The 26,877-nt window shown below is 59.0% G+C and carries 29 protein-coding genes; 15 read left to right on the top strand and 14 right to left on the bottom strand.

Annotation, left to right across the window (positions count from 1 at the left end; translation table 11 throughout):
- Positions 1-54: 54 nt before the first annotated feature.
- From pstA to pstS, 3 genes are all read right to left on the bottom strand, one after another.
- Complete coding sequence (gene pstA, locus BLU48_RS09935; protein WP_057023956.1) at positions 55-948, bottom strand: phosphate ABC transporter permease PstA; 894 nt, start codon at positions 946-948, stop codon at positions 55-57.
- Positions 945-1,913, bottom strand: coding sequence for a phosphate ABC transporter permease subunit PstC (gene pstC / locus BLU48_RS09930; protein WP_057023957.1), 969 nt, complete (start codon positions 1,911-1,913; stop codon positions 945-947). The genes pstA and pstC overlap by 4 nt, the downstream gene beginning before the upstream one ends.
- Before the next feature lie 75 nt (positions 1,914-1,988).
- Entirely contained in the window at positions 1,989-3,020 is a 1,032-nt protein-coding gene (gene pstS, locus BLU48_RS09925) for a phosphate ABC transporter substrate-binding protein PstS (protein ID WP_057023958.1), read from the bottom strand.
- A 431-nt stretch (positions 3,021-3,451) separates the two neighbouring features.
- Here pstS and moaA point away from each other — a divergent pair, with 431 nt between their 5' ends.
- Together moaA and BLU48_RS09915 are read left to right on the top strand one after the other, a co-directional pair.
- Entirely contained in the window at positions 3,452-4,450 is a 999-nt protein-coding gene (gene moaA / locus BLU48_RS09920) for a GTP 3',8-cyclase MoaA (protein ID WP_057023959.1), read from the top strand.
- A 537-nt stretch (positions 4,451-4,987) separates the two neighbouring features.
- The gene (locus BLU48_RS09915) at positions 4,988-5,884 is read left to right on the top strand and encodes a LysR family transcriptional regulator (RefSeq protein WP_057023960.1); all 897 of its coding nucleotides are present in this window, start codon (positions 4,988-4,990) and stop codon (positions 5,882-5,884) included.
- Between the two features lie 48 nt (positions 5,885-5,932).
- Here the strand turns inward: BLU48_RS09915 and BLU48_RS09910 are convergent, their stop codons facing one another.
- Positions 5,933-6,391, bottom strand: coding sequence for an Hsp20 family protein (locus BLU48_RS09910; RefSeq protein ID WP_046068267.1), 459 nt, complete (start codon positions 6,389-6,391; stop codon positions 5,933-5,935).
- A 229-nt stretch (positions 6,392-6,620) separates the two neighbouring features.
- On the opposite strand from BLU48_RS09910, the gene BLU48_RS09905 reads away from it, so the two are divergent.
- Entirely contained in the window at positions 6,621-7,049 is a 429-nt protein-coding gene (locus tag BLU48_RS09905) for a glycine zipper domain-containing protein (RefSeq protein WP_057023961.1), read from the top strand.
- An 86-nt stretch (positions 7,050-7,135) separates the two neighbouring features.
- Here the strand turns inward: BLU48_RS09905 and treS are convergent, their stop codons facing one another.
- Positions 7,136-9,199, bottom strand: a complete 2,064-nt coding sequence (treS, locus tag BLU48_RS09900; RefSeq protein WP_057023962.1) for a maltose alpha-D-glucosyltransferase — start codon at positions 9,197-9,199, stop codon at positions 7,136-7,138.
- A gap of 168 nt (positions 9,200-9,367) precedes the next feature.
- The gene (locus tag BLU48_RS09895) at positions 9,368-10,177 is read right to left on the bottom strand and encodes an AraC family transcriptional regulator (RefSeq protein ID WP_057023963.1); all 810 of its coding nucleotides are present in this window, start codon (positions 10,175-10,177) and stop codon (positions 9,368-9,370) included.
- A gap of 187 nt (positions 10,178-10,364) precedes the next feature.
- On the opposite strand from BLU48_RS09895, the gene BLU48_RS09890 reads away from it, so the two are divergent.
- The 5 genes from BLU48_RS09890 to BLU48_RS09870 are packed head-to-tail and all read left to right on the top strand — an operon-like array spanning position 10,365 to position 16,792.
- Complete coding sequence (locus tag BLU48_RS09890; protein ID WP_057023964.1) at positions 10,365-11,990, top strand: APC family permease; 1,626 nt, start codon at positions 10,365-10,367, stop codon at positions 11,988-11,990.
- An 11-nt stretch (positions 11,991-12,001) separates the two neighbouring features.
- Positions 12,002-12,928 (top strand): 4-hydroxyproline epimerase, encoded by a 927-nt coding sequence (locus BLU48_RS09885; RefSeq protein WP_057023965.1) that lies wholly within the window; start codon positions 12,002-12,004, stop codon positions 12,926-12,928.
- Positions 12,929-12,963: 35 nt separating this feature from the next.
- A complete protein-coding gene (locus BLU48_RS09880; RefSeq protein WP_057023966.1) occupies positions 12,964-13,911 on the top strand; it encodes a dihydrodipicolinate synthase family protein in 948 nt (315 codons plus the stop codon).
- A 59-nt stretch (positions 13,912-13,970) separates the two neighbouring features.
- Positions 13,971-15,542 carry an aldehyde dehydrogenase (NADP(+)) gene (locus BLU48_RS09875; RefSeq protein WP_057023967.1) on the top strand — a complete coding sequence of 524 codons (1,572 nt, stop codon included), beginning with the start codon at positions 13,971-13,973 and terminating at the stop codon, positions 15,540-15,542.
- Between the two features lie 2 nt (positions 15,543-15,544).
- Positions 15,545-16,792 carry an NAD(P)/FAD-dependent oxidoreductase gene (locus BLU48_RS09870; RefSeq protein ID WP_057023968.1) on the top strand — a complete coding sequence of 416 codons (1,248 nt, stop codon included), beginning with the start codon at positions 15,545-15,547 and terminating at the stop codon, positions 16,790-16,792.
- 39 nt (positions 16,793-16,831) lie between these two features.
- On the opposite strand, the gene BLU48_RS09865 is transcribed toward BLU48_RS09870, so the two are convergent.
- Both BLU48_RS09865 and BLU48_RS09860 read right to left on the bottom strand, forming a co-directional pair.
- Positions 16,832-17,815, bottom strand: a complete 984-nt coding sequence (locus tag BLU48_RS09865) for a GlxA family transcriptional regulator (RefSeq protein ID WP_057024101.1) — start codon at positions 17,813-17,815, stop codon at positions 16,832-16,834.
- A 363-nt stretch (positions 17,816-18,178) separates the two neighbouring features.
- On the bottom strand, positions 18,179-18,787 hold the full coding sequence (locus BLU48_RS09860; RefSeq protein WP_057023969.1) for a LysE family translocator: 609 nt from the start codon (positions 18,785-18,787) through the stop codon (positions 18,179-18,181).
- Positions 18,788-19,107: 320 nt separating this feature from the next.
- On the opposite strand from BLU48_RS09860, the gene BLU48_RS09855 reads away from it, so the two are divergent.
- Positions 19,108-19,362, top strand: a complete 255-nt coding sequence (locus BLU48_RS09855) for a hypothetical protein (RefSeq protein ID WP_057023970.1) — start codon at positions 19,108-19,110, stop codon at positions 19,360-19,362.
- A gap of 62 nt (positions 19,363-19,424) precedes the next feature.
- Here BLU48_RS09855 and BLU48_RS32000 read toward each other — a convergent pair whose 3' ends face one another.
- The gene (locus BLU48_RS32000) at positions 19,425-19,592 is read right to left on the bottom strand and encodes a hypothetical protein (RefSeq protein WP_164484823.1); all 168 of its coding nucleotides are present in this window, start codon (positions 19,590-19,592) and stop codon (positions 19,425-19,427) included.
- A 226-nt stretch (positions 19,593-19,818) separates the two neighbouring features.
- Here BLU48_RS32000 and BLU48_RS32235 point away from each other — a divergent pair, with 226 nt between their 5' ends.
- Both BLU48_RS32235 and BLU48_RS09845 read left to right on the top strand, forming a co-directional pair.
- Complete coding sequence (locus tag BLU48_RS32235) at positions 19,819-20,085, top strand: hypothetical protein (RefSeq protein ID WP_057023971.1); 267 nt, start codon at positions 19,819-19,821, stop codon at positions 20,083-20,085.
- Positions 20,073-20,606, top strand: a complete 534-nt coding sequence (locus BLU48_RS09845; protein WP_057023972.1) for a hypothetical protein — start codon at positions 20,073-20,075, stop codon at positions 20,604-20,606. Before BLU48_RS32235 ends, BLU48_RS09845 begins: the two co-directional genes overlap by 13 nt.
- Positions 20,607-20,749: 143 nt before the next feature.
- Here BLU48_RS09845 and BLU48_RS09840 read toward each other — a convergent pair whose 3' ends face one another.
- Positions 20,750-21,475, bottom strand: coding sequence for an META and DUF4377 domain-containing protein (locus BLU48_RS09840; RefSeq protein ID WP_231989029.1), 726 nt, complete (start codon positions 21,473-21,475; stop codon positions 20,750-20,752).
- Between BLU48_RS09840 and BLU48_RS32230 the strand changes: the two genes are divergently transcribed.
- The 3 genes from BLU48_RS32230 to BLU48_RS09830 all read left to right on the top strand — a co-directional run bounded on the left by BLU48_RS32230 (position 21,474) and on the right by BLU48_RS09830 (position 23,730).
- Positions 21,474-21,644: a hypothetical protein gene (locus BLU48_RS32230; protein ID WP_231989028.1), complete on the top strand. Its 171-nt coding sequence runs from the start codon at positions 21,474-21,476 to the stop codon at positions 21,642-21,644. The two genes, BLU48_RS09840 and BLU48_RS32230, sit on opposite strands and share 2 nt — an antisense overlap.
- Before the next feature lie 270 nt (positions 21,645-21,914).
- A complete protein-coding gene (locus tag BLU48_RS09835; RefSeq protein ID WP_172833416.1) occupies positions 21,915-22,877 on the top strand; it encodes a bifunctional GNAT family N-acetyltransferase/nucleoside diphosphate kinase regulator in 963 nt (320 codons plus the stop codon).
- A 487-nt stretch (positions 22,878-23,364) separates the two neighbouring features.
- A complete protein-coding gene (locus BLU48_RS09830; RefSeq protein WP_057023974.1) occupies positions 23,365-23,730 on the top strand; it encodes a hypothetical protein in 366 nt (121 codons plus the stop codon).
- Here the strand turns inward: BLU48_RS09830 and BLU48_RS09825 are convergent.
- Complete coding sequence (locus BLU48_RS09825) at positions 23,709-23,918, bottom strand: hypothetical protein (protein WP_057023975.1); 210 nt, start codon at positions 23,916-23,918, stop codon at positions 23,709-23,711. The genes BLU48_RS09830 and BLU48_RS09825 overlap by 22 nt on opposite strands.
- Before the next feature lie 83 nt (positions 23,919-24,001).
- Here BLU48_RS09825 and BLU48_RS09820 point away from each other — a divergent pair, with 83 nt between their 5' ends.
- Positions 24,002-24,691 (top strand): SOS response-associated peptidase family protein, encoded by a 690-nt coding sequence (locus BLU48_RS09820; protein ID WP_057023976.1) that lies wholly within the window; start codon positions 24,002-24,004, stop codon positions 24,689-24,691.
- 147 nt (positions 24,692-24,838) lie between these two features.
- Here BLU48_RS09820 and BLU48_RS09815 read toward each other — a convergent pair whose 3' ends face one another.
- From BLU48_RS09815 to BLU48_RS09805, 3 genes are read right to left on the bottom strand one after another with little or no spacing between them, the layout of a single operon-like run.
- Complete coding sequence (locus BLU48_RS09815) at positions 24,839-25,342, bottom strand: lysis system i-spanin subunit Rz (RefSeq protein WP_057023977.1); 504 nt, start codon at positions 25,340-25,342, stop codon at positions 24,839-24,841.
- Positions 25,342-25,767, bottom strand: coding sequence for a cell wall hydrolase (locus tag BLU48_RS09810; protein ID WP_057023978.1), 426 nt, complete (start codon positions 25,765-25,767; stop codon positions 25,342-25,344). Before BLU48_RS09810 ends, BLU48_RS09815 begins: the two co-directional genes overlap by 1 nt.
- A 56-nt stretch (positions 25,768-25,823) precedes the next feature.
- Complete coding sequence (locus BLU48_RS09805; protein ID WP_082636682.1) at positions 25,824-26,852, bottom strand: acyltransferase; 1,029 nt, start codon at positions 26,850-26,852, stop codon at positions 25,824-25,826.
- Positions 26,853-26,877 lie beyond the last annotated feature (25 nt).

Below are 26,877 nucleotides of genomic sequence, written 5' to 3'. Positions count from 1 at the left end.
AAACGGAGCGGCTACTTGCGCAGTTGATACGTTCAAATTCAGATGCTCCCGTTCTTAATACTTGGGCTTGCCGAAGATACGGCTGACGATATTGACGACCAGCACGATCATCACCAACACCAACGAGGCCGCCCAGGCGAGCTCGAGTTGGTTGTCGAAGGGCATGCCGGAGAAGTTGTAGATCAGCACCGCAAGGGAGGCGGTCGGGTTCATCACCGACAGGTCGCCGTCGTGGAAGATCCAGTAGTTGCTGAACAGCGCGGTAAACAACAGCGGCGCGGTTTCGCCCGCAGCACGGGCCACGGCGAGCATCACGCCGGTGAGGATCGCCGGCAGGCCGGTGGGCAAGATGATTTTCCAGATCACCTGGGAACGGGTGCAGCCCATGCCGTAGGCGGCGTCCTTCATGACCTTGGGCACCATGCGCATCGACTCTTCAGCGGTCAGCACAACGATCGGCAGCATCAATACCGCCAATGCCACACCACCTGCGGGTGCCGAATAGGTGCCGGTAGTCATCACCACCAGCGCATAGGCAAACACCCCGGCCAGGATCGACGGCAGGCCCGTGAGCATCTTGGCGGCAAAGCGTGCGGTGTTCGCCAGTTTGCTGTCCGGCCCCAATTCAGCCAGGAAGATCGCGGCCAGGATGCCGACCGGCACCGCGATGGCGGCAGCGATGCCGACCATCACAAAGGTACCGGCCATCGCGTTGCCGAAACCGCCGCCGGTCTCGAAGCCGGTGGGCGGCAGTTCGGTGAACACCTCCAGGCTCAAGCGTGCGCCGCCACGGGTGATCAGCATGTAGAGCACGGAAATCAGCGGCACACTGGCGAGCAGCGCGCCAAACCACACCAGCGTAGTCAACACCAGGCTACGTAGTGCACGCCCTTCGAATTTGCGTTGCAGGCTCGGCACCGCGGTTATAGGGGACGTGAGGTTAGTCATTGTTTAGTACCCCGCTGGGCGTAGAGCATGATCATGGAGCCGATAACGTTCACCAGCAGCGTGATGAACATCAGCACAAGGGCGGCGTACATCAACACCTCGATCTCGTTGGGCCCGGCTTCGGGGAAGTTCAGTGCCAACAAGGCGGCCAGGGTATTGGCCGGCGCGAACAGCGAAAGTGAAATGTTGTTGGCGTTGCCCACCAACATCGCCAGCGCCATGGTTTCGCCCAGTGCGCGGCCCAGACCGAGTACCAGGGAACCGAAGATACCGGTGGCGGCGGATGGCACCATCACCTTGAGAATCGCTTCCCAGTGGGTGGTGCCCATACCATAGGCGGCCTGTTTGGTTTTCATCGGCACGCTGGTCAGCGCGTCCTGGGACACGGCGGCAATCGTCGGTAGGATCATGATCGCCAATACCAGCGCCGCCGGCAGCAGCCCAGGCCCGCTCAACGAGGTGCCGAAAAATGGTATCCAACCCAGCTCGCTGTTCAACCAGGTGGTCAGGGGCCGGATCGCCGGAATCACCACGTAGATGCCCCACAGGCCATACACCACGCTGGGGATGGCCGCGAGCAATTCGACGATGGTACGAAATACCGCGGCCAGCTTCGCCGGCAGGAAATCCTGGGTCAGGAAAATCGCCATGCTGACGCCGAAGGCGCCTGCAATCAGCAGCGCAATCAGGGCGCTGTAGAGCGTGCCCCAAATGGCCGGAAGAATGCCGTACTTGCCTTGGTTAACGTCCCAGACACTGCCAAACAGCACGTCGAACCCGTGCTTCTCCATGCCTGGAAGGGCCTTGCGTCCCACCTCGAAAACCAAGGCGACGACCAATGCCAGAATCAGCACCACACCGATTTTCGCAAGCGCACGGAAGGTGCGGTCAACCAGGAAATCCTTTGCCGAGGGTGGTTGGCAGGCAGAGGCCGGGTTAACCGGTACGACGAAAGGTTTGATCATTGGTCAATTCCGGAACAAAGGGGGAAACGCTCCCGGCATGGCTGGCAGCACACACCGGGAGCGGCCGCACGGGTGTTACTGGATGTTGGCGGAGGCTTTGCGCACCTGATCGACCACCGATTGCGGCAGCGGGATATAACCCATCGAATCGGCGATTTTCTGCCCTTCGGTCAGGCTGTATTCGACCATTTCGCGCATGGCCTTGGCCTTGGCCGGGTTACCGTTGTCCTTGCGGAAGATCATCCAGGTGTAGGAAGTGATCGGGTAGGACTTGGCACCGTCCGGATCCGGCAACCAGGCCACCAGGCTTTCCGGCATCTTCACCGCGGCCAGGGCCTCGGCACCGCTTTCGGCGTTCGGCACCACATACTGGCCGGCCTTGTTTTGCAACTGGGCAAAGTCAACCTTGGCCAGCTTGGCGAAGCCGTATTCGATGTAGCCGATAGCGCCCGGCGTCTGGCGTACGGTGGCGGTCACGCCGTCGTTCTTGGGCGATTTGATGAACTTGTCGCTGGCCGGCCAGTTAACGGTGTTGCCCTCCCCCAGCGCCTGCTTGAACTCAGGATTGATGGTCGCCAGGTGCTTGGTGAAGACCGCCGTGGTGCCGCTGGAGTCCGCACGTACCACCACGGTGATCGGCGTATCGGTCAGCTTCAGGTCCGGGTTGGCGGCCACGATCTGTGGGTCATTCCACTTGGTGATCTTGCCCAAAAAGATATTCGAGTAAACGTCGCGTGGCAGCTTGAGGCCCTTGGGATTGCCCGGCAGGTTATACGCCAGCACGATTTCACCCGCAGTCATCGGCAGCAACTGCACGCCTTCAGCAACCTTGGCGATGTCTTCGTCTTTCATGGCCGAGTCACTAGCGGCGAAATCGACGGTTTTGTTCAGGAAGTCCTGCACACCGGCGCCGCTGCCCTTGGATTGATAATCCACGGTGACGCCAGCGGTCTTCTTGCTGAAATCCTTGAACCAGGTGAGATAGATCGGTGCAGGGAAGCTGGCGCCGGAACCGGTCAGGCGCACGCTCTCGGCGGCAAAGGTCATGGAGGAGGCACAAAGAGAAACCGTAACGGCCAGTGCTGCAGACTTCATCAAGCTTTTCATTAAAAGGAACTCGTTGTGGTGACGGGCTCCCGAACTGTGCAGCAGGGTTGTTACATTTTTATGAAAATTGAGTGGCAAACCGGGGTTTTGTCCCGGTTTGCCACTACAGCCCGGTATTTTTAGGCCATTGGTTAGTAACAAAATGCGACTGCAACGCTGCGATCCCGAACATTGGCAAAACTGAATGCATGCAACCTGCCCTCCAACGAACAGCTGTACAGATGAGCCGCTTCGTCATTATTTTTCAGCGGATTAAAAACTCGACCCACCTAGATTAAACCGCCATAGATTTCATCGATCAGCCGGTTGGCGATAGTGATTAGACGCCCCTCAAAAACAACTTTAGCCTGCAGCCAAACAAGGCTTTTATACCTATCAAGGCCTCCAAAACACTGCCATGACCACTCACTGGGTCGCCGCCGGAGGTTTTAATGAGCGATAAAATCCTGATGGATCGATATTCTCGCCGGGTCGACTACCTCAGAATGTCGGTGACCGACCGCTGCGATTTCCGTTGTGTGTATTGCATGGCCGAAGACATGCAATTCCTGCCGCGCCAACGCATCCTCACGTTGGAGGAGCTTTATCAGTTGGCTGAAAGCTTCGTCGCCCTGGGCACGCGCAAAATCCGCCTGACCGGCGGCGAGCCCCTGATTCGCCCAGGGGTGGTTGATCTGTGCCAGCGCATCGCCGCCCTCCCCGGTCTGCGCGAGCTGTGCATGACCACTAACGGCTCGCAGTTGGGCAAGTTCGCCATCCCCTTGTTCGACGCCGGCCTCAAGCGCCTGAATATCAGCCTCGACAGCCTGGACCCAAAACGCTTTCGCGAACTGACGCGCACCGGCGACCTGGCCAAAGTCATCGCCGGTATCGACGCCGCGAATGCTGCGGGTTTTCAACACACCAAACTCAATTGCGTGGTGATGAAAGGCCGCAATGATCACGAGATCAACGACCTGGTGGCGTTCGCCATCGAACGCGGCGTGGATATCAGCTTTATCGAGGAAATGCCCCTGGGCGAGATCAGCGAACACAGCCGTGCCGAGGCGTTCTACTCCAGTGCGCAAGTGCGCGAGCGCATCGCCGAACGCTACACCCTGATCGACTCCGCCGAATCGACCCAGGGCCCGTCACGCTACTGGCGCCTGGCCGAAGCGCCGCATATCCGCCTGGGCTTTATTTCCCCCCACAGCCACAACTTCTGCGGCACCTGCAACCGCGTGCGATTGACCGTGGAAGGCCGCTTGCTGCTGTGCCTGGGCAACGAGCATTCGGTCGACCTCAAGGAGGTGCTGCGCCGTTACCCGGGTGAACCGCAACGGCTGGAGCACGCCATCCTCGAGTCGATGAAGATCAAGCCTTATCGACACAACTTCGAGCTAAATGACGACGTGCAGGTGGTGCGTTTCATGAGCATGACCGGCGGCTAGCTGGTGCGATTTTCCTTGTGTGGGCGCCTGACGCAGGAGCGCTGGACACTTTTGATTTAGCGGTTGGGCACGGATTAAAAGTGGGAGGGACGTGCCCTTGACGAGGCTGTGTCAGCAAATGCACCTTTGACTGACTCACCGCCATCGGGGGTAGCCCTAATGCCAGCCAGTTAAGGCTTTTGTAGGAGCGAGCCCGCTCGCGAAAACCCACAGGCACCGCGTTCATTCAGGAAGCACGCGTTATCGTTGACGTATCTCGCGAGCAAGCTCGCTCCTACAGAGGGCGATGTACGCTTAATTGACTGGCATTAGGGCAAGCCCCACCCACATTTGGATCTCCAGCGAGGTAGAGACGTCGTTACTGCACTTGAACTCCGTTACGGCTGAACAGGTTATCGAGCGAATCAATCACTGCGTCAATACTTGGACGAGCCTGCCGTTACAATGAGATCGTCTGTTCATTCATTCGCCGGGTTACGCGGGGTTCCAGCGCCTCGTGCCTTTACGGCTTTTCACTTATTCCCAGGCAGGTGCCTTATGGACATAAAGCAACTTAAATTCCTGATCGCGCTGGAGCAGACCCGGCACTTCGGCCAGGCTGCCGCACGCTGCCATATCACCCAGCCGACCCTGTCGATGCGCCTGCGCAACCTGGAAGATGAGCTGGGCCTGGAACTGGTCACCCGCGGCCAACGCTTCGAAGGCTTCACCCAGGCCGGTGAGCGCGTGCTGGCCTGGGCCCGGACCCTGCTTGCCGCCCACGATGGCTTGTTTGCCGAGGCCGCCGCGTGCCGTGGCCAACTGGTCGGTAACCTGCGACTGGGCCTGGTGCCGCTTAGCGCATTCAACCCGATCAGCTACATCCAGGGCTTGTCCCACACCTTTCCGGAGCTCAAGTTCAGCCTGACCTCCATGAGCTCGGACAAAATCATCGAAGCCTTGGGCACCAACCAGCTCGACCTGGGCGTGTGCTACCTGGACCATGTGAACGCCAACTACCTGGATTTTTTCGAACTGGGCGAGACCCGCGTCGGCCTGCTGTATGACACCCGTCATTTCCATTTCGACGGCACGGAAATGAGCTGGGAAGACGCTGCCGAATTGCCCCTGGGGATGATCAGTAATGGCATGCACTACCGCAAGTCCATCGACCTGAGCTTCCGCAGCCGCGGCCTCGATCCGCAGCCCATCCTTGAAAGCGATTCGACGTACCAACTGTTCCAGGCCATCCACGAAGGCTTCTGCTGCGCGATCATGCCTCTGGACAGCGGCCTGGAAAGCCCGATCGAGAACCTGGCGTTCATCAACCTGCCGGACGCCAGCGTCCTCGCGCCCCTGGGCATGGTGATGCGCAAGACCGAACCACGCTCGGCCATTGCCGAGAAGTGTTTTGCCGAGGCCAGGAAGTTGTTCGCAACCAAGACCGAGATCTGACGCGCATAAAAAAGGCGCTCCGTAGAGCGCCTTTTACCGCCGTTTGCTTTACTGCACACTTACCTGACGCAGTTCAGGCTTGGCCTCGCCGCCAATCGTGATGCGTTTTGGCTTGGCCTCTTCAGGCACCTCGCGCAGCAGGTCAATGCTCAGCAACCCGTTGGTCAGGGCTGCGCCACGCACTTCGATGTGGTCCGCCAAGCGGAACGACAACCGGAAGGCACGTTGGGCAATGCCCTGGTGCAGGTAAGCGACCTTATCGTCGGTTTCGCGTTTTCCGCCGGAAACCGTCAAGACGCCCCTTTCGACCTGGATATCCAGGTCCTCCTCGGTCAGGCCAGCGACGGCGATGACAATGCGGTAGGCGTCGTCACCGTGCTTTTCCACGTTATGAGGCGGATAGGAATTCGGAGCCTCGCTACGCAGCGCTGACTCGAACAGGTCATTGAAGCGATCAAAGCCCACCGATTGACGGAACAGTGGGGCCAACGAAAGGGTAGTAGCCATTTTAAAATCTCCTGAGTTTCTCCAAGTGATTTAGTACGCGACCCGAATTCGGCATCGCGTGATGAAAAATTTATGGACGCGGAAACGGAATTCAAGAGGGCCACAAGAAATTTTTTTCTTGCGTCAATGACTATCGCAAAAACCGCAGTGATACCGCATGTGCTCTAATCTGAATGCCGGGCGTGCTTTAAACCGTGAGCGCCTGAGACAGCCCTTGAGGTAAAAAAAAATGAAAATGACATTCCCTGCCCTGGCATTGGGCATCCTGATTTCCCAGGGGGCCCTGGCCGCCGGAGATGGCACTGCCGCGCTGGGCGGCGGTGTCGGCGGCGCGTTGGGCAATGTGGTAGGCCAACAGCTCGGCGGATCGACCGGCGCGGCCATCGGTGCAGGCGTGGGCGGCGCAGCGGGTGGCGCGGTTGGCGCGCAAAAGGGCAATAAAACCGAAGCGGCGATTGGCGGCGGGGTCGGCTCTGCCGGCGGCTCGCTGATCGGCAACCGCTTGGGTGGCAGCACCGGTTCTACCATCGGCGCGGGTGTAGGTGGCGCCGCAGGTGGTGCGCTGGGTAATAACCTGGCCGATGACGAGAGCAATCATCGTTCAGGCGGCGCGAAGCACAAAGGCAACAAGCATAAGCACAAGAATAAGCATCATTGATCGTCTGATGCTGTTCTGATTGCAAACAAGCCGGGCTCAAAGGCGTTGAATTCCTTTCAACCCGGCTTGTCAACACCCGCCCCGTGTTATATCGGCGAGCTGCTCACCACCCGCAACGCCAAGCCTTCATAGGCATCCAGCGTGATAGTGAAATCACCCTCGGCGCTCAGGTCGCCCTCCACCCGTTCATTGATAATGTCCACCACCATCCCCGCCGCGATATCGGGCAAGTGCAAGGTTTCGGTGATCGGCGTCGCACCGAAGTTCAGCGCAGTGATCTGCGTGCCCTTACCGGCCGGCAACTCGTGGACCATGATCAACAACGCGGGGTTTTCCACGTCGGGCACCAGTATCTGGCGACTGGCGGCAATGTCGTAGGCGCGGCGCACGGCGAGGATTTTTTGCAGTTGCGAGGCAAATGACTCCGGGTCTTCCAACTGGCTGTTCAGGCTGCCATACAGACTTTTCGAGCGTGGCATCTGCCCGGCCGACAGCTCGGCATCGGGGTTGAGATCGACCAGGTCATAGGCGCCGCGATGGATCCAGCGGGTATCGCCATCGGCCATCAAGTGCGCAACCTCTTCGGCCGCCAGCGGCAGCGCGCCCACCAGGTCCCAGCCGGATAATGCAAACACGCCGGGCTGCATGGCGTTGTACATCACCAGCAGCAGATGGATCTGGCGGATCTGCTGGATATCGGCCGGGGTGATCGCTTCGAGGTCGCGAATCCCCAGGGCAGCGGTGATGATGCTCGCAGTGGTGCAGGACACGCCATTGGTGACGAACTTGAGGTTATACGGCGCATGCTCGCCGGTCAGGCGTTCGTACATCTGCTCGCGGATGTGCTCGCGCAGGATGTTGCCGGGAAAGGTCTGGCCCTGGAACATGAACGTGTCATGGGCGTGCAGCGTCCAGAAATGCACCAGCTCCAGGGTCAGTTCGTCATGGTTCTGCAAGGCGTGGATCAGTGACCCCGGATCAATGCCAAGGTTGTGCATCTGGCGCAGCATCAGGCGCAAGAATTCGGTGTCGCCCATCAACAACGCATGCTGGTAGGCCGGCCGGGTGATGAAGTCATAGGACAGGTCGGCGCCGCCGTGGGACATGGAAGCGATGTCGTCCACGGTCAGGTTGAGTTCCTGGAAGCTGAACCCGCCAGCCTTGCGGATCGCCCCGCCGAGCAATTGGTTGCCGGTGATCGACAGCGGATGGCTTTCCGACCAGGCCGTGCCGTCGAGCTTGCGCTCCACCCCGAGAAAACCGTTGGCGTCCAGGCGCAAGATCTTGGCGCCCATCACATCGATGGCGTGCAACGCATCGCCGATGATCATCTGCTGCGCGGCGAACGACGGGTCCAGCCAGTTCAGCGACGGTTGGCCTTCCTTGAAGTAATGCAGGTACACCCAGCGCCTCGGCTTGCCATCCACGCCGAGCACCACAGGTGTGGCACTCCAGTCGGTTTCCTTCACCCCGGGTTCGAAGAAAATCACCCGTTGCAACTGGCCGACGATGTAGTGTTTGTCACGCAGCGCGTCCACCTGCGCCGGGCTGAGGTTCTGCGCATCACGGCCCTCGGCCACGTCAGGCAGCAACGGCCAGTCTTCCTCGCGGATTTCCACCATGTGGTAAAGCCCGGGGTAGTCCTCGTAGGCCATCTCCGCCAGGCGAAAATCGGCTCCCTTGCCGGTGTGGGATGGGATCACGTCGTCGATAATCACCGCATTGTGCGCGGCGGCCATGCGCGTCAATGCCTGCAACTGCGCCTCGGTGCCCAGCTGTGGGTCGATATCGAAGCTGATACGGTCGAAATTTCCGTCGATGGTCGGCGTGTGCTCGGTGCCAGACAGGCCACCGGACTTCTTCAGCGGGCCGTTATGAATGCCCTGGATACCAATTTTTGACAGCGCATGCCACAGGCTTTCATCCCCCAACGCCTCAAGCACCGTGCCGTCTTCGCGGGTGACGATCGACACCGGGTACGCGGTGAACCACACCGATGACAAGGCTGAAGCGTCACGCGGACGTGTATGTGCGTACGGCTGCTGCCACAAACGACCCTGTCCGGAATACAGTTTGGCCCGCTGTCGCGCCGAATGCAGCATGGATTGCTGCACCAGCCAGTTCACATGGTCGTTGTTCGCCGCAGTCATAAGCTCGATACCTGTGGTGGTCAAAAGGTTACTCGTAAGCATAGGAGGGGCGGGCGCGCCATTCGTTGCATTGAAATGGAGCCAAGGCAGGCAGCCATCCAAAAATGTGGGAGGGGGCTTGCTCCCGATAGCGGTGCTTCAGTCGATTCTTGTGTGACTGACACACCGCTATCGGGAGCAAGCCCCCTCCCACATTGGACTTTCGTGTGTCCGCCCTCCTGGTGTTGCTTGTCGATACTGCCTGGGGGTGAACCCGGTCAATGCCTTGAACTGCCGGGTAAACGCGCTGTGGTCGGTGTAACCGCATTGCAGCGCCACCTCGGTAATCGGCAGGTCGGTATGCAACAGCCGCCGGGCATGTTCCAGGCGCACTTTCTGGATCATTTGCCGCGGCGTGAGGTGGAAGACGCGCTTGCAGTAGCGTTCCAACTGCGCCACGGATATGCCGGCGATACGGGTCAACTCACCAAGGGTCACACGGCGGTTGAAGTGGTTGCGGATGTGTTCGTCCACTGCCGCCAGGCGTTGATAGGCCGGGTGGGTTTCGCTGGCCGATTGCAGGTCGACCGAGATCCCGGCCAGGCCGATGATCGCGCCGAGATGGTTGTATAGCGGCCATTTATGCGTGAGGCACCAGCCGGGCTCGCGGGTCCCGTAGAGGTGCAGTTCAAGCTGGTCTTCAAGCACCAGCCCTTGCTCGAGTACACGCCGGTCTTGTTCGGTATAACCCGGCCCCAGTTGGGCAGGAAATACCTCGGCGCTGGTCTTGCCCAGCAGCGGTTGCAACTGCCGCAGGCCGCAGCGCTGCACCAGAGTGCGGTTGGCGAGCACGTAGCGGGCGTCGATGTCCTTGATAAAAATCGCGGCGTTGGGCAATACGTCGAGCATCGGCAGCAACTGCTCTACACCGCTCAATAGCTGTTCGATGCTGTGGGGTCGACTGCCTTGGAAAAGCCTCGCAAACGCGCTGTGCAACATGACTATCACTGCCCTTTTCATACTTTTACAACGCGCAGATTGCGCCATGCGCCAGGCGCTGTCGAGCGCGACAAACTGTGCTGAATTCGTCATCCATCCCCACGCAAAACATCAATCGCCGCCATGTCGATGGGTTCACGATAACGCCACTGCATGCCTATCCAATAACTCACAAGAAGGCGCCGCTATGTCAGGCCAAGGCAAGTTCAAGAAACAGCTGTCACTGATGGACCTCACCTTTATCGGGTTGGGTGCCATCTTCGGTTCGGGTTGGCTGTTCGCCGCCAGCCATGTGTCGGCCATCGCCGGTCCGGCAGGGATTTTTTCCTGGTTGCTGGGTGGTTTCGCCGTACTGCTGTTGGGCATCGTCTACTGCGAACTCGGCGCCGCCCTGCCCCGCGCCGGTGGCGTGGTGCGTTACCCGGTGTACTCCCATGGCCCGCTGCTGGGCTACCTGATGGGCTTTATCACGCTGATCGCGTTTTCCAGCCTGGTGGCGATTGAAGTGGTTGCTTCGCGCCAATATGCCGCGGCGTGGTTTCCCGAGCTGACCAAGTCCGGTTCCAGTGACCCGACCACCCTTGGCTGGCTGGTGCAGTTCGCGCTGCTGTGCCTGTTCTTTGTCCTCAACTACCGCAGCGTCAAGACGTTCGCCATCGCCAATAACCTGGTGAGCGTGTTCAAGTTCATCGTGCCGTTGCTGGTGATCGGTGTGCTGTTCACTTTCTTCAAGCCGGCGAATTTCCAGATGCACGGCTTTGCCCCATTCGGCCTCTCAGGCATCGAGATGGCGGTGTCGGCAGGCGGGGTGATCTTTGCCTACCTGGGGCTGACGCCGATCATTTCGGTAGCCAGCGAAGTCAAGAACCCGCAGCGCACCATTCCCATCGCATTGATTCTCTCGGTGCTGCTGTCGACCGCCATCTATGTGCTGCTGCAAACCGCATTCCTTGGCGGCGTACCCACGGAGATGCTCGCCAATGGCTGGGCCGGGATCAGCAAGGAACTGGCCCTGCCCTATCGCGATATCGCCCTGGCCCTGGGCGTGGGCTGGCTGGCCTACCTGGTGGTGGCCGATGCAGTGATCTCCCCCAGCGGCTGCGGCAATATCTACATGAACGCCACCCCGCGCGTGGTGTATGGCTGGGCGCAGACCGGGACCTTCTTCAAGATCTTCACGCGCATCGATGAAAAGTCCGGCATCCCGCGCCCGGCGCTGTGGCTGACCTTTGGCCTGTCGGTGTTCTGGACCCTGCCGTTCCCGTCTTGGGAAGCACTGATCAACGTAGTGTCCGCGGCGCTGATCCTCAGTTACGCGGTGGCCCCGGTGACCGTCGCCGCCCTGCGCCGCAATGCGCCGGACATGACGCGCCCGTTCCGGGTCAAGGGCATGGCGGTGCTGGGCCCGCTGTCATTCATCATCGCCGCGCTGATCGTGTACTGGTCGGGCTGGAGCACGGTGTCCTGGCTGCTGGGCCTGCAAATCCTGATGTTTGTGGTGTACCTGCTGTGCGCACGCTGGGTGCCGACCGCGCACCTGAATCTCAAGCAACAAGTGCGCTCGTCGGCCTGGCTGATCGGCTTCTACGCCGTGACTATCCTGCTCTCCAAGCTCGGCAGTTTTGGCGGCATCGGTGTGATCAGCCACCCGTTTGACACTCTGGTCGTGGCGGCCTGCGCCCTGGGCATCTACTACTGGGGCGCCGCCACCGGCGTGCCGGCCCACCTGGTGCGCCTGGAACACGAAGACGATGAAAGCGAAGCCGTCAACGACGCGCCTTACCGCGCCCCACTGTCCCCGACTACCCACTGATGGAGCGTTCTATGAAACGGCTGCACGTGATCGACTCGCACACCGGCGGCGAACCTACGCGCCTGGTAATGAGCGGGTTCCCTGAGTTGCTCGGCGCCTCCATCGCCGAGCAACTGGAACACCTGCGCACCCACCACGACCAGTGGCGCCGCGCCTGCCTGCTGGAGCCACGGGGCAATGACGTACTGGTCGGCGCGCTCTACTGCGCGCCCGTTACGCCGGGCGCGACCTGCGGGGTGATTTTCTTCAACAACGCCGGCTACCTCGGCATGTGCGGCCACGGCACACTCGGCCTGGTGGCCTCACTGCATTACCTCGGGCTGATCGCCCCGGGTGTGCACACCATCGACACGCCGGTGGGCCCGGTGGCCGCCACCCTGCACGAGGACGGCAACGTGACCCTGCGCAACGTGCCGGCTTACCGCTACCGCCAGCAGGTAGCGGTGCAGGTGCCTGGACATGGCACGGTGCTGGGCGACATTGCCTGGGGCGGCAACTGGTTCTTCCTGGTCTCGGACCACGGCCAGGCGTTGCAGATGGACAACGTGGAGGCCTTGACCGACTACACCTGGGCGATGCTCAAGGCCCTCGAAGCCCAGGGCATTCAGGGCGCCGATGGCGCGCTGATCGACCATATCGAACTGTTTGCCGACGACGACCACGCCGACAGCCGCAACTTCGTCATGTGCCCCGGCAAAGCCTACGACCGTTCCCCCTGCGGTACCGGCACCAGCGCCAAGCTCGCCTGCCTGGCCGCCGACGGCAAACTTGCCGCAGGAGACACCTGGGTACAAGCCAGCATCACAGGCAGCCAGTTCCAGGGCCACTATGAATGGGACGGCGAACGCGTGCGTCCCTTCATCACCGGCCGTGCGTACATGACTGCCGACAGCACCTTGCTGATCGACGAGCAGGACCCGTTTGCCTGGGGTATCTGAGCCTTTTATTTATTGACCTGAATGGAGTTAGCACCATGAGCGAGAACATCTTCACCGGCTGCATGCCCGCCCTGATGACCCCCTGCACCGCCGAGCGCCAGCCGGACTTCGACGCGCTGGTCGCCAAAGGGCGCGAGCTGATCGATATCGGCATGAGCGCAGTGGTGTATTGCGGTTCCATGGGCGACTGGCCGCTGCTCACCGAGGCACAGCGCCAGGAAGGCGTGGCGCGCCTGGTCGCGGCCGGCGTGCCGACCATCGTCGGTACCGGCGCGGTGAACAGCCGCGAGGCGGTAGCCCACGCGGCCCATGCCGCCAAGGTCGGCGCCCATGGCTTGATGGTGATTCCCCGCGTGCTGTCCCGTGGGGCTTCGATCACCGCGCAAAAGGCCCACTTTGCGGCGATCCTCAACGCTGCGCCCAACCTGCCGGCCGTGATCTACAACAGCCCCTACTACGGCTTCGCCACCCGTGCCGACCTGTTTTTCGAACTGCGCCGTGAGCACCCGAACCTGATCGGTTTCAAGGAGTTCGGCGGCGCTGCCGACCTGCGCTACGCCGCAGAAAACATCACCTCCCAGGACGATGACGTGACCCTGATGGTCGGTGTCGACACCCAGGTGGTGCACGGTTTCGTCAACTGCAACGCCACCGGCGCGATCACCGGCATCGGCAACGCGCTGCCACGGGAAGTCCTGCAGCTGGTGGCCCTGAGCAAAAAAGCCGCCAAGGGCGATGCCAAGGCCCGTCGCCAGGCGCGCGAGCTGGAAGCCGCGCTGGCGGTGCTGTCGTCGTTCGACGAAGGCTGCGACCTGGTGCTGTATTACAAGCACCTGATGGTGCTCAACGGTGACCAGGGGTACGCCATGCACTTCAACGAAACCGATGTACTCAGCCAGGCCCAGCGTCGGTATGCCGAGCAACAGTACGCGCTGTTCCGCCAGTGGTATGCCAACTGGTCGGCTGAACAGAACGTCGCCTGATTTGTGGTAGGCGCGGGCTTGATCGCGCCTACCTCCTCTATTTTTTCCAGGATGACCCCATGACTCTGACGGGCAAAATGCTGATCGGTCAGCAATCCCTCTCCGGCCATCGCGACGCGATCCGGGCCATCAACCCCGCCACCGACACGCCACTGGAGCCCGCCTACGCGGGCGGCGACGGCGAGCAGGTCAAGCAGGCCTGCACACTGGCGTTGGCCGCGTTCGACACTTACCGCGAAACCGCCTTGGCAGATCGCGCCAGGTTTCTTGAAACCATCGCCGACAACCTCGAAGCCCTGGGCGATGAATTGATCGAACGCGCCAGCGCCGAAACCGGCCTGCCCCGCGCGCGCATTCAAGGCGAACGCGGTCGTACCTGCGGGCAGTTGCGCGCCTTTGCCCGCACCGTGCGGCTGGGTGAATGGCTCGACGTGCGGATCGATACCGCGCAACCCCAGCGCCAGCCGCTGCCCCGCGCCGACTTGCGCCAGCGCCATATTGCCCTGGGCCCGGTCGCAGTGTTTGGCGCCAGCAACTTTCCCCTGGCCTTCTCCGTGGCGGGCGGCGATACCGCATCGGCACTCGCTGCCGGTTGCCCGGTGGTGGTCAAGGCCCACAGCGCCCACCCCGGCACCAGCGAGCTGGTGAGTCGCGCCGTTGCGCAGGCGGTCAAACAGTGTGGTTTGCCCGAAGGTGTGTTTTCACTGCTTTATGGCTCGGGTAACGAGGTGGGTATCGCCCTGGTAACCGACCCACGTATCAAGGCCGTAGGCTTTACCGGTTCGCGCAGTGGCGGTATCGCGCTGTGCCAGGCCGCCCAGGCACGCCCGGAACCGATCCCGGTGTATGCGGAAATGAGTTCGATCAATCCGGTCTACCTGTTTCCTGCCGCGCTTGAAGCACGGGCTGAAGCAATGGCCGAAGGCTTTGTCGCGTCACTGACCCAAGGTGCCGGCCAGTTCTGCACCAACCCTGGCTTGGTAATCGCCGTGAAAGGTAGCGCCCTGGACCGCTTTATCAAGGTCGCCAGTGATCTGCTTGCACATTGCCCGGCCCAGACCATGCTCACACCGGGCATTTTCAGCGCCTACGAAACCGGCGTGAGTGCATTAGCCCAGCACGCCCAGGTTGCCGCCAAGGGCGTGGCGGCCGCCGGGCCGAACCAAGGCCAGGCCTATCTGTTCGTGGCCCAGGCCCAGGCATTCCTGAACAACGAACACCTGCAAGCCGAGGTCTTCGGCGCCGCCTCGCTGGTGGTGGAATGCCGCGATGTCGAGCAAGTGCGCCAGGTATCCGAACACCTGGAAGGTCAACTCACCGCGACCTTGCATATGGATGACCAGGATCTGCTGCAGGCGCGCGCACTGCTGCCGGTACTGGAACGCAAGGCCGGACGCCTGTTGGTCAACGGTTGGCCGACTGGCGTGGAAGTCTGCGATGCGATGGTGCATGGCGGGCCGTTCCCGGCGACCTCGGATGCGCGCAGCACCTCGGTGGGCATGGCGGCGATCCACAGGTTCCTGCGCCCAGTGTGCTATCAGGACTTCCCCGATAGCCTGCTGCCCAATGCCCTCCAACAGAACAACCCGCTGGGGCTGCGGCGCCTGCTTGACGGCCAGAGAGAGGCGTAGCCATGGCCAAGCCCAATCAAGCAGACATTGTGGTGGTCGGCGCCGGCATCATCGGCGTCGCCTGTGCCTTGCAACTGGCGCGTCAGGGTCGGCAAGTGCTGGTGGTTGACGCGCAGGCGCCGGGCATGGGCGCCTCCTACGGCAACGCCGGTCACCTGGCGACGGAGCAGGTATTCCCCATCGCCGACCTGTCGATCCTCAAGCGCTTGCCGGCCATGCTCCTGGACCCCATGGGCCCGCTGCGGCTGGACTGGGCCTACCTGCCCCGCGCCCTGCCCTGGTTTATTCGCCTATTGTTGAATCTGCGACCGGCAAGCTACCAGCGCACCGTGGCCGGCCTGCGTACCTTGAACGAAGGCAGCCTGGGTGCGTGGCAGCGTTTGCTGCGGTCGATTGGGCAGGCGCAACTGCTGCGCGAAGACGGCTCGCTGCTGGTGTTTGAGCGCGCCGAATCCCGCGTCGCCCTGGATGCGTTGCAGCAACGCATGCAGCAGCAAGGCGTAGCCGTGGAGTTCTGGAGCGGCGAGGCGGTGCGCACGGTCGCGCCGCAATTGAGCGACGCCATACAAGGTGGTTTGTTTTTCCCCGGTACCGGGCATTTTCTCGACCCTTATACCGTGGTCGGCGAGCTGGTGAATGCGGCCAAGGCCGAGGGTGTGCAATTTCTCCAGCAACGTGTTCTGGATGGGCGCCTGGATGACAGCGGTGTTTCGCTGATGACCGATCAAGGCGTAGTGACGGCGCGCCAAGTGCTGATCGCCTGCGGCGCCCACTCGGCCAAACTCACTGCGGCCCTGACAGGCAAACAGGTACCGCTGGACACCGAGCGCGGCTATCACCTGATGCTGCCCCACGAACACCAGCGCCTGCCCTTCGCCGTCACCTCGCTGGAACGCAAGTTCATCATGACGCCCATGGTCGGCGGCCTGCGCCTGGCCGGAACGGTCGAATTCGCCGGCCTCGAACGCCCGGCGAATATGCAACGGGCCTGGCAGCTGCACCGCTTGAGCCAGGGGCTGTTTCGCCACGACCTGAACGACAGAGATGCCACACCGTGGATGGGCTTTCGGCCGTCCCTGCCCGACTCGCTGCCGATCATTGACCGGGTGTGCGAGGGCAAGGTGCTGCTTGCGTTTGGTCATCAGCATCTGGGGCTGACTCAGGCGGCGGTGACGGCTGAAAGGGTCGGGCAACTGGCGGCAGGAGAGTCAATGCCTGAATTACAGCCCTATCGACTGGACCGCTTCTGAGACAACTGATCCCGAAACACCAGGGTGGCAGCCGTCCTGCTACTTGACCAATCGCTTCTCCTTGGAGGGGCGATAGCCGAAGTACGCGCTGTAGCACTTGCTGAAATGACTAGGCGAGACAAACCCACACGCCACCAGCACGTCCACCTGTGATAACTCGGTGTGCTGCAACAGGCGGCGCGCTTCGGTGACGCGCAGTTCCATGTAGTAGCGCTGCGGCGTGGTGCCCAGTTGCTCCTTGAACAGGCGCTCCAACTGGCGGCGAGAGCGGCCGGCGTAGACGGCGAGCTGATCGAGTTCAAGCGGTTCTTCGAGGTTGGCGTCCATCAGCTTCAGCACTTCGCGCAGAGGTGCGCTGACGCAGACGTTCTCCGTTGGCTTGATGCGGCGATAGCGTGATTCCTCGAACGCCAGGATGTCCTCGATGCCTTCGACCAGCGCCTTGCCGTGCAGGCTCTTGATCCAGTCCAGGGCCATATGGAAGGCGCCGGAGGGGCTCGACGCGGTGAGGCGGTCGCGGTCGATCACATAGGGCTCGCTGGTGACCTGGGCGCCCTTGGACACTTCCGCCAGCGCCGGGCGGTGTTCGGGGTGGATAGCGCAGCGGTAGCCCTGCAACAGGCCGGCGCGACCAAGGAACCAGGAGCCGTTCCACAAACCGGCAAGGCGGACGCCCGCCTCCGCAGCGCCGCGCAACAGTTGAATGAACGGGTCGCTGGCCTTGAGCTCGGTGCGGAAACCACCGCAGATGACCAGCAGGTCTAGATCCTGAAGTGCCGACAACTCCAGGCTTGCATCGGGTCGGATCACCAGCCCGAGGTCGCTGATCACTTCGCCCTCGCCCCAGCCGAAGGTGCGCGAGGCAAACAGCTCGGGGCGCAGCAGGTTGGCGGTCACTAGGGTGTCTAGGGTTTGGGTGAAAGCCGGCAGGGAGAAGTGTTCGAGCAGCAGGAAACCGACTTGGGTGACCGAGGTTGCCTGCTGGGTTTTGTCATTGAGGTAGCGCAGGTTCTTGCCTTGCATGCCACCGCTGAACTGGCGTCTTTCCATCGAGGGTTGGCCCACTCTTATTGTTGATGCAATGGGCGCTATCTTAGGGGCAAACGCTGTCACTGTCTCAATCGGCGTATCTGATATTGATAAATCCAAGAGGCTTCAAAAGCCGCAGCCCAGCTAGTGCGGCACCATCTGATACGGTTTTTTCTCTGTCATCTGCACCTGTATTGAACGCCGTCCCAGGCGGACAATAGGCGCCATCCCGACATCCCTGTCGTTCCCCGCCCCTCGGAGGCCTTATGACCAAAATGGCAATTTTCCTGTTCGGCTTTTTGGTATTGACCATCGGCATTGGCTTGCTGGCAACTATTTCGCCGGTCTGAACCTGAATCAGCTCACAAAAAGCATCGGATACAACGACAACACCAGCAACCCAGCCATGGACCAATTGAATATCCGCAGCCAGCGCGGCTCGCGCAATACATTGCGCAGGCCGCTACCGCAACCGAGCCACACACACACGCTTGGCAGGTTGACCACGGCGAACACCACCGCAATCACCAGCACATTAGCGGCGTAACCCTCAGCCGGCGTATAGGTGGTGATTGCACCCAGCGCCATGATCCAGGCCTTGGGGTTAACCCACTGGAAAGCCGCCGCCCCCAGGAAGGTCATCGGTTTGCCCTGTTCGTTATCACTCTCCGACATCCCGCCCGCGGTAGCGATCTTCCACGCCAGGTACAGCAGGTAGGTGGCGCCAACATAGCGCAGCAGCGTGTACGCCCACGGGAACAGCTTGAACACTTCCCCCAGGCCCAACCCCGCGCAAATGACCAGCAGCATGAACCCTATGCTGATGCCCAGGGCGTGAGGGATTGAACGACGAAATCCAAAGTTCACCCCAGACGCCAGCAACATGGTGTTATTGGGGCCAGGGGTGATGGAAGACACAAAGGCAAAAAGCACAAAGGCTGACAACAAGCTGGTAGACATCAACATGGGGCGCGGTATCCAAACGACAGTCATATGCCGCGACACTAGTGGGTTGTGGCATCCATCGCCCCATACAGCTGCAGACGGATCGAGGCGTACACTTTGGCGGTCTACATCACTCATGCCGACGCAGGTCACCAACGCGTTTCACAAACCTTTCACAGACCAGCATTTATGGTGGTCTCAGCTCCTTAATGAACTCCTTTTAGCCCGCGCCCCATCGCGGGCTTTTCTTTGCCTGTTATTCGCGCCAGGCTAAAAACATTGACCACCTGGATGAATATCATGCCCTACGCATCTATTCGTTTTAACCCAAACAGACCAGAGTGAACGCTTTGATAGAAGACCTCGACGGCCCCAGGACTGCGCAACAGGAATTGTTCTACGACCTTGAAGACGCCAGCGCAGTTATCGGATGGTCGGTGGTTGAGCTGACGGCATTGGCCGCTGGCGGGCATTCAAGTGATGCGGCTGCTTTAACGAAGGTCTGCGCATTACTCACTGCACAGCAGCAAAAGCTTGAAGCCTATGCCAATGAAGTCAAAGCACAGAGAATCAACAGATCCGAAGCGATTGGCTGACGCCGAGCCTCGGATCATAGGGCGGAGGGCCGGCACAATGACTGGCGCAGGTTTACCGGCAATCAGTGATTTTGAGGCGAGGGTTGCTTATCAGGGCTATGTTGTTTTTTTACACGCTTGCGAGCCCTGAGCTCATATTGATGGTGAAAAAACCAGGCAATCAAAAGCACGCCCGTCACGCCAAAAACCAGGATCAATAGCTCTAATGCGGTACCTTCATGTGAAAACATTTTTCGTTCCTCATCCTGAAGTCGCTTGACTGAAAAATAGCCAAACCGAAATTGTTTGTAATAATTCAAACATTTTCAGGGTAATGGCAAATGCCCGTGTGACAACCCCAACCGGGCTGGGACCCTTGATCTAGACATGTCACTCGTCGAAAATGCCGCAATGGTGCCGCCGGTTGCTTGACGGTATCCCGCTCAGATTTTCCCGCGTGGAGAAAGGAATTCCCAAGTGCCATTTTCATTGGAAGAAAGAACCGCGCTACTTGCGCTCAAAGGCGTTGGCCCTACCGTGATCGCACGGCTGGAGCAAATGGGTATTGGCTCGATGGAGGTACTCGGAAGGTCGCAAGTGGGAGATATCCTGGCGAATGCTTCTGCCGCATTGAAGTCTAGGTGCTGGAAGAACAGCCCTCAGGCCCAGGCGGCAATAGCGGCTGCGGTAGAGCTTGCGAAGGCTCAAGCGATAACACAGGAGAATTTGATATGCGCCAACTGAAAAACGACCACCACGATCCAGTCAAGCCGTCGCGCTGGGGCCTGCTCAAGGACGGAACATGGTTTGCCGCTTTCATAACGCTGGCTATCTACGCATTTACGGTTGTAGAAGACCGCGGCCAGCTGCGAAGCGACGTAAGACATTTAAACGACTCATTGACGCAGACCCGCAAGGAGCTGGACGCCGCTCGCTTGGACAACAAGCAATTGGCGGACTCTCTGCGAAAGGCTGAGGTAGATCTCGCCAAAAAAGAAGTTCGGTTCAACGAGACAGAAAAGCAGCTGACTTCTGCGAGCCAGGCCGCGCTCAACTCCCAATCCGAAGCACAAACCTATAAAGCCTTGGTGGCTGCAGACAAGCGCTGCGCGCCCTACAGGGAAGAGATTGCACATCTGGAGGACAGCCTGGCGATGTCGGGCCTTGATGTGTATTCACCCAAAGGCGCTCGTCGCCAGGAGCTATTAAATAACCTCGAAAGAAGCAAAGACGCCTACGATGCATGCATGGGACTCAAGCGTTAGCTCCCGCCGCGCACAGCCTTCTACGTTTCGGGACACTCGATAAACGCTGGCAATAAAACCCCATAGCCCCCATCGACGGAGTTTCTAAGAGTGCAGACAGTGGTCGGAATCGACTTGCGCACACCGACCTGCTCTGGCCCTCCCTATTTACCAGCCCCGGAAGCGTCCTGCTCGACCACCAGATCCAACACATAGACCGTCGAAGGCGCATCTGCTGGCGGATTCTTCCATTCGTATTGCTTGACCCGCAACACATTGCGCACCCCATCACGATGCTCAAAACCTTCAATAGACTGATACAGCGGGTGCCATGGGTCCTGGGTCGGAAGTTGCAGGCCAGCGTCGTCATAGCGGCGCTCGCGCACTTGCAAGCACTGATACTCAGGGATCATCGGGTGACTGCACTTGACAGTCTTGGGCGCCACTTCCAGGAACTTGACCTCGCCCTTGCTACCGTAGCGGGTCTCTGGAGTAGCTTCACCCTGTAGCTTGAGCACCGAGCCGTCCACTGTAATCAGTTGCAGCATCGGCTCGGTGTTATCACCAGTGATAACGGCGCGCAGATCACCCTTGAACAGTCGGCCTACCTGGGCGTCAAGATCCATCAGGTCCTTGTCGCAGGCCATAAGCGTGGAGGCCAGTGACTGTACCTTTAAAACCCCTCCCTGATAGTGATAGCCGCCGAACTGGCCATTGCAGCCACCGCTGATGTTCAGATTCTTTTCACCGAAGGAAACGCGCAACTTGCGTTCGACACCTTTGTTCAAAGCAACGAGAGGTTTACCGGAAGCATCAGTCGCCGAGACCAGGTTCCAATAGTAAGCGGATAAGGCTGGCTGGGTTATAGCCGCCGAAGTAGCAGTGGGCATGGAAGGTGACTCTTCATGGCTTTTGGAGGTGGCGGCACAGCCTTGGATCAGTGCAGCACAAACGGCCACAAGAAGAATGTTCTGTTTCATGGTTACCTTTTCAGCTTTGATGAGTACGGGCGTTATCCTGCGCCAGCAGGATGAACGCGCGACTAAATCGGCATTTTGAGACCTTACAAGCAATCAATGGAAGCGACCATCAAATCCTAGCCAATAAAAAATCCCGTAGACGTTAATCGTAGGTGTTTCCAACAGTGGAGGCTGAGGTCGAAATCGAACCGGCGTAGGCGGATTCGCAATCCGCTGATTTCTCCTTCTCACAAATAGTTGACTAAACAGTTCCGCCCCCCCCTGGTAAGCAGTGGCCTCCTGGAACTCTCTGGGATATTCGCCATTACTCGCGGTATGTCTTAAAGTATCCGGTTGCCGAAGAACCGCCATGACCATATCCATGAAGGGCTTCAATCCTTTACAAATAAGTGTGGTTAAGATGAACAAGCCTTTCATTTCGCTGTGTCCTGAAATAACTCGGGCGCATGCACTGACATTGATGAATTGGTTAGAGGATGAGCGCGTCACCTGCTACCTGAGCGATTCGCGTCATGTCTCCCGCTCCATCGAGCAAGCCGTTGATAGGACTCAGTTGCCGATCCTGACCCATCTATTCAACCGGGACGGCAGATTCTTTATGGCCTATGACCGGCATGACGCCCCGGTGGGCTTTGTCCGCCTGGTCAAGACCGATTCAAATTGCGAGATAGTCCTGGTCATCGGAGACAGCGAAAAATGGGGCCGAAACCTAGGCGCCCGTACGATCCGCGAAGGCATGAAACTGGCCTTCCTCGACATGCGGGCCGAGAAACTCATCGCCAAGATCCACCCGGACAACTCGCGCTCTCTGAAAGCCTTTCTGCGCAGCGGCTTTATGCTTGAGAGCGAAACGCCGACATTGAAGTCGTTTTCCATGACGGCGGCCCGCTATTTCCAGTTCTTGCGCGAAGGAGCCGGTGGCGACTCCGCTAGGATTTACATCACTGAAATCGACAAGGCCAGGCTCGAGGAATTAATCGCTTTCGAGCAAGGCCCGGCGGCTGTTGAACTCGAACATGAGCTTGAGCGAGCCATTGTCGTCAAGCCGCAGCAGGTGGCGTGCAATGTCATCACGATGAACTCCAGGGCGTTGCTGCAACTGGACGACGAAGAGTACGAAGTGGCCTTGGTCTACCCTGAAGACGCAGACAACAACGCAGGGAAACATTCCGTGTATTCCGACATAGGCGCCGCCATCCTTGGTTATCAGGAGGGGGACGCCATCGACTGGCGAATTTCTGATCGGACCCGCCGGATTGAGATCAAGAAAGTGCTTTACCAGCCGGAGGCTGCGGGCCACTTCCACCTATAATTGCGCCTTGTGCTCAGTATTCGCCCACCAGACGCGAGGACTCCCCAAAGGACGGCGCCTCGCTTTCCGTGCCTGAGCGGCCCGTTGCAGGGTCAAGGGTAATTGGATGGACTCGCCCAAGCCGAGGCGTCTATGCGCCACGATGGCATTCTTATAGAACCCAACGACAGCGAGGGCGAGCCTATGAAAAGCATTAGCCAATAAAAAACCCCGTAGACGTTAATCTACGGGGTTTCCAAGAGTGGAGGCCGAGGTCGGAATCGAACCGGCGTAGGCGGATTTGCAATCCCCAATAAAAACTTTATTTTTCAATTGCTTGTAGATTTTCCCATTCCGCATAATAGTATTTCCACGGGCGGCGCAGCCCAATGTTCACGGGCCGAACACATTTGATTGCGGAATGGATTTTCTACGCTTCGTCGGCTGAAATCGCATCACTTCTGAACCTCGATTACTGTACACGCATACAGCTTATGAGATTCACACTATGAACGTAGACATGGACACCGATGATTGGCTCGGCTGCCCCACTCCCCTTGAGATGTACCAGCACCAATGCTCAATCTTAGTAGATGAGCTGGTGGAGACCGAGCGCATGCTGCGTCGAGCGCGGGCGAATATCGCCGGCCTGGTGCAGATGAATGACCTGCTCATGACAGGAAAGGCCGAGGCCGAAGGAAAGATTGCCGATGCGCTGGAAAAGATAAGTATGCTGGAACACCAGCAGTCGTTTGGCTCGTTGCAAAGCGTGAAGATTGTTACCGAGCAGAGGGACTATCTGTTCAGGGAAAATCAGCGGCTGCTGGCAGAGCTAAAAGCACTGCATGAGCTTCACCCAAGCTCATCCGCGTAGGCTACTACGGCTTCCTCGGTAAGCTCCCGCCACTCGTTATCATCAATTAGGCCCTGCTGCTTCAAGTCATCCGCCAGGGCCAGCCGCGTTTCGTAGCGCTCCTCAGGAGTGACCGATATGAATGCGGGATCATTGCGTAGCGCAAACCACGCCTCCATCGCGGTGACTTGTTCAATGTTGATCGCCATGACGAATGCCTCGGGCCAGTGTCTACAGTATAGAGATTGGCCGGGGACCGGCTGTTCATTGGCGCCGACGAGCGGAGATGCTTATGTGCGGACGACTATCACAGTACAGCGGTATCCACGACTTCGTTGCGGCGCTGAGCATGCCCAATGCTCTGGCAAACTCCGTGGGCGATCAACCAATTGAACGGTACAACGTGGCACCGACAACCGCGGTTGCGCTGCTGCACGTGCAGGGCGAACGGCTACACGCCGACCCGGTGCGCTGGGGATGGAGGCCGCACTGGGCGAAAGACCGGGCGGCACCTATCAATGCACGCGTAGAGAAAGTGGCTCATGGTCCGTTCTTCCGGGCGATCTGGCCACATCGTGCAATTACGCCCATCGACAACTGGTTTGAGTGGGTGGATGAAGGCGGGCCCAAGAAACAGCCCTACCTGATCCGCCGGCGGGACGGTGCACCGATACTCTGCGCTGCCATTGGCCAGCTACCTGACGCTGATGAAGGCCCAGGCGAGCATGATGGCTTCGTGATCATCACCGCCGACAGCGCCGGGGGCATGGTGGACATCCACGACCGGCGGCCCGTGGTGCTGACGCCAGACCTGGCGCGGGAATGGTTGGACCCGGCCACGCCCAAGGAGCGCGCCGAGCAGATGGTGTTGCACCAGGGTGAGCCGTCGGAGGTGTTCGAGTGGTTCAAGGTCGACACAGCCGTGGGCAATGTGCGGAACAAAGGGGCGGAACTGATCAAGCCAATCTGGCAGGGCTTATGAATAGAACCACATCACAGTGATAACCGCGGCTACCCAGCAGAGGGTCAGCAGAAACGAAAGGCCAGCAAGGCGCTTGTCCATGTGTCAACCAGATGGGTGGGTGATGGCTCTCACTGCTGGCCGCTCGTTCAGCATAGCCGATTGCAATCAGTGCGCCACCGCCCTTACATATGCCTGGCAAGCCCGCAGCGCGATCAATCCTTGGTCACCGGCGTCGGTGATGGCGATAATTCGTTGCGCATGCGCAGGGTCAAGTTGGGCTCGACGGGCTGCATGAACCACGCTGCCGGTGCCGGGGGCGGTAGGCACGTTGCAGCCACTGGCTGGATCCTCGGCAAGGAGGACTGACAGCCGGACATCAGCAGTGGCAAGGCGATCACGCAGGCGAGCCTGGTTACGTTGGGCATCGGAGAGTTCCTTGGAATGTTGTTGGTCCTGGCCGGCGAGCTGCTGCTCCAGGGCCAGGCGCTTGTCCTGCTCGGCCTGGGCCTGGGCGGAAGCCCTATTGCTGATCGCGGCCAGCTCCTTTTCGAACTGCCCGGCCTGCTCAGCCAGCTTTTCGCCCATTCGCCAATCCTGAACCTGCCACGCCCCGCCGAACCCGATGGCCAGCGCTAGCAGGATCGCGCCAAGGATCTGCCCGGGCGTCATCACGGCACGTCCTTAAAGAAGACGTGGTGACCGAGGCGCAGCGTCTGTGTGGCCTTCGCCACCCAGGCCGGAGGCTTCGGCATGGTGGTTGCGTAGTAGTGAGTGGCGCCACCGGTTGGATCAGGTACCGCACCCGACATCACCTGGTCTGCCGCACGCTGTGCCTGGGCGAACTGCGCGACCGGGATCTGCTTGGCACCGCTCAGGTAGGCGTAGTTCGGGTCGTTCTGATTCCAGCAGCTGAACTGCCATGGCTTCAGGCACACACCGGCATAGCCCTCGCCCCACCATGACTTGGCCTTGCCGTCGTACACCCGATTGCGGATGGTCCAGGCAACGGCGATCTGGCCGGCCAGTCCTTCCCCTCGAGCTTCACCCCACAGCGTGCGCGCCAGGATGTCCCGGTCTTTCTCGGTTGAGTTCATACTTTTCTCCAGGCGAAAAAAAGCCCGCTGAGAGCGGGCTTCGAAATTTAAGAACCTTACACTATCTGCCTTAAGGGCTTTACCATTCTTAAAATGTAAACGGGAATTATTGAGAGGATAAATATTGAAACTGACAATACAGGTATAACCCACAAATTAGAGTGACCTTCTACTATCGGCCCATAAATAAGGCTAAACCTGTTCATTACAAACACATGAATACAATAGACGCCAAGTGTACAACCAGAGAGAACACCCAAAACCTTGGAAAGTCTCGTACACCTCGCCCCCAGAACAACTAATAACTTAAATGCTGAAACAGATGAAAAAACCACTACGGGAGATAGATAAGAGTAAAAAAGCTGATTAGGGCTTCCCTCATTTACAGATAAAGCATAAGTGAGCAGCGCAGTTAACCCGCTAGAAAACATGAAAACCACTACTTCCGTCTTTACAGAAACAGATGAGTTAGCACTTGAAATCCGCTCAAAAACATATGCCCCTAAAAACACATACCCCGCAAGGCCTATGAACGAAGAGAGCCCATAAATGCTAGAAAAGTCCGCGAGATCATGATAAAAATATGAAGCTATCGGTACAACACACGCGACTAAGAACCAAACAAAAACATAGACATTCTTATCTGTGTCGCTTGAATTCAGATATATCTTTGACATGAAAGGAATGAAAAGATAGATGCCGACAAGCGCGTAAAGATACCAAAGATGATAGTAAACAGGACCTTTTACGATTGCTACAACGGAAGCTAAAATACCACCATACCCGACTCCCATACTAGCTTTCCATACAACATAAAATACAGACCAGAAAACTAGCGGCGGAAAAATCCTAAGAAATCTTCTTTTATAAAAATCGAGCGCATCTTGATTTTTTCCAAGCATTAGAGCGCCCGAGATCATCAGGAAAATAGGTACGCATGACCTTACAAATGAATCGTAAATGTTTGAGTAGATCCAGCCTTCATCAAAAACACCAATGCCTGCCGCAGACACGTGAAGAAATATGACCATCAGACATGCTACAACCCTGGCTAAATTAAGACCTACGCTATAGTCCTTCAACATTTTACAAACCCCATCATTACAACGC

The sequence above is a fragment of the Pseudomonas synxantha genome, assembly GCF_900105675.1.
GTDB classification, from domain to species: domain Bacteria; phylum Pseudomonadota; class Gammaproteobacteria; order Pseudomonadales; family Pseudomonadaceae; genus Aquipseudomonas; species Aquipseudomonas synxantha.
This window is presented reverse-complemented; position numbering and strand designations above follow the sequence as displayed.

Bases quoted from the DNA above. Each gene is read 5' to 3' on its own strand.
- pstA (WP_057023956.1), bottom strand. From the start codon at position 948: ATGACTAACCTCACGTCCCCTATAACCGCGGTGCCGAGCCTGCAACGC.
- pstC (WP_057023957.1), bottom strand. From the start codon at position 1,913: ATGATCAAACCTTTCGTCGTACCGGTTAACCCGGCCTCTGCCTGCCAA.
- pstS (WP_057023958.1), bottom strand. From the start codon at position 3,020: ATGAAAAGCTTGATGAAGTCTGCAGCACTGGCCGTTACGGTTTCTCTT.
- moaA (WP_057023959.1), top strand. From the start codon at position 3,452: ATGAGCGATAAAATCCTGATGGATCGATATTCTCGCCGGGTCGACTAC.
- BLU48_RS09915 (WP_057023960.1), top strand. From the start codon at position 4,988: ATGGACATAAAGCAACTTAAATTCCTGATCGCGCTGGAGCAGACCCGG.
- BLU48_RS09910 (WP_046068267.1), bottom strand. From the start codon at position 6,391: ATGGCTACTACCCTTTCGTTGGCCCCACTGTTCCGTCAATCGGTGGGC.
- BLU48_RS09905 (WP_057023961.1), top strand. From the start codon at position 6,621: ATGAAAATGACATTCCCTGCCCTGGCATTGGGCATCCTGATTTCCCAG.
- treS (WP_057023962.1), bottom strand. From the start codon at position 9,199: ATGACTGCGGCGAACAACGACCATGTGAACTGGCTGGTGCAGCAATCC.
- BLU48_RS09895 (WP_057023963.1), bottom strand. From the start codon at position 10,177: ATGTTGCACAGCGCGTTTGCGAGGCTTTTCCAAGGCAGTCGACCCCAC.
- BLU48_RS09890 (WP_057023964.1), top strand. From the start codon at position 10,365: ATGTCAGGCCAAGGCAAGTTCAAGAAACAGCTGTCACTGATGGACCTC.
- BLU48_RS09885 (WP_057023965.1), top strand. From the start codon at position 12,002: ATGAAACGGCTGCACGTGATCGACTCGCACACCGGCGGCGAACCTACG.
- BLU48_RS09880 (WP_057023966.1), top strand. From the start codon at position 12,964: ATGAGCGAGAACATCTTCACCGGCTGCATGCCCGCCCTGATGACCCCC.
- BLU48_RS09875 (WP_057023967.1), top strand. From the start codon at position 13,971: ATGACTCTGACGGGCAAAATGCTGATCGGTCAGCAATCCCTCTCCGGC.
- BLU48_RS09870 (WP_057023968.1), top strand. From the start codon at position 15,545: ATGGCCAAGCCCAATCAAGCAGACATTGTGGTGGTCGGCGCCGGCATC.
- BLU48_RS09865 (WP_057024101.1), bottom strand. From the start codon at position 17,815: ATGCAAGGCAAGAACCTGCGCTACCTCAATGACAAAACCCAGCAGGCA.
- BLU48_RS09860 (WP_057023969.1), bottom strand. From the start codon at position 18,787: ATGTTGATGTCTACCAGCTTGTTGTCAGCCTTTGTGCTTTTTGCCTTT.
- BLU48_RS32000 (WP_164484823.1), bottom strand. From the start codon at position 19,592: ATGTTTTCACATGAAGGTACCGCATTAGAGCTATTGATCCTGGTTTTT.
- BLU48_RS09845 (WP_057023972.1), top strand. From the start codon at position 20,073: ATGCGCCAACTGAAAAACGACCACCACGATCCAGTCAAGCCGTCGCGC.
- BLU48_RS32230 (WP_231989028.1), top strand. From the start codon at position 21,474: ATGGAAGGTGACTCTTCATGGCTTTTGGAGGTGGCGGCACAGCCTTGG.
- BLU48_RS09840 (WP_231989029.1), bottom strand. From the start codon at position 21,475: ATGCCCACTGCTACTTCGGCGGCTATAACCCAGCCAGCCTTATCCGCT.
- BLU48_RS09835 (WP_172833416.1), top strand. From the start codon at position 21,915: ATGACCATATCCATGAAGGGCTTCAATCCTTTACAAATAAGTGTGGTT.
- BLU48_RS09830 (WP_057023974.1), top strand. From the start codon at position 23,365: ATGAACGTAGACATGGACACCGATGATTGGCTCGGCTGCCCCACTCCC.
- BLU48_RS09825 (WP_057023975.1), bottom strand. From the start codon at position 23,918: ATGGCGATCAACATTGAACAAGTCACCGCGATGGAGGCGTGGTTTGCG.
- BLU48_RS09820 (WP_057023976.1), top strand. From the start codon at position 24,002: ATGTGCGGACGACTATCACAGTACAGCGGTATCCACGACTTCGTTGCG.
- BLU48_RS09815 (WP_057023977.1), bottom strand. From the start codon at position 25,342: ATGACGCCCGGGCAGATCCTTGGCGCGATCCTGCTAGCGCTGGCCATC.
- BLU48_RS09810 (WP_057023978.1), bottom strand. From the start codon at position 25,767: ATGAACTCAACCGAGAAAGACCGGGACATCCTGGCGCGCACGCTGTGG.
- BLU48_RS09805 (WP_082636682.1), bottom strand. From the start codon at position 26,852: ATGTTGAAGGACTATAGCGTAGGTCTTAATTTAGCCAGGGTTGTAGCA.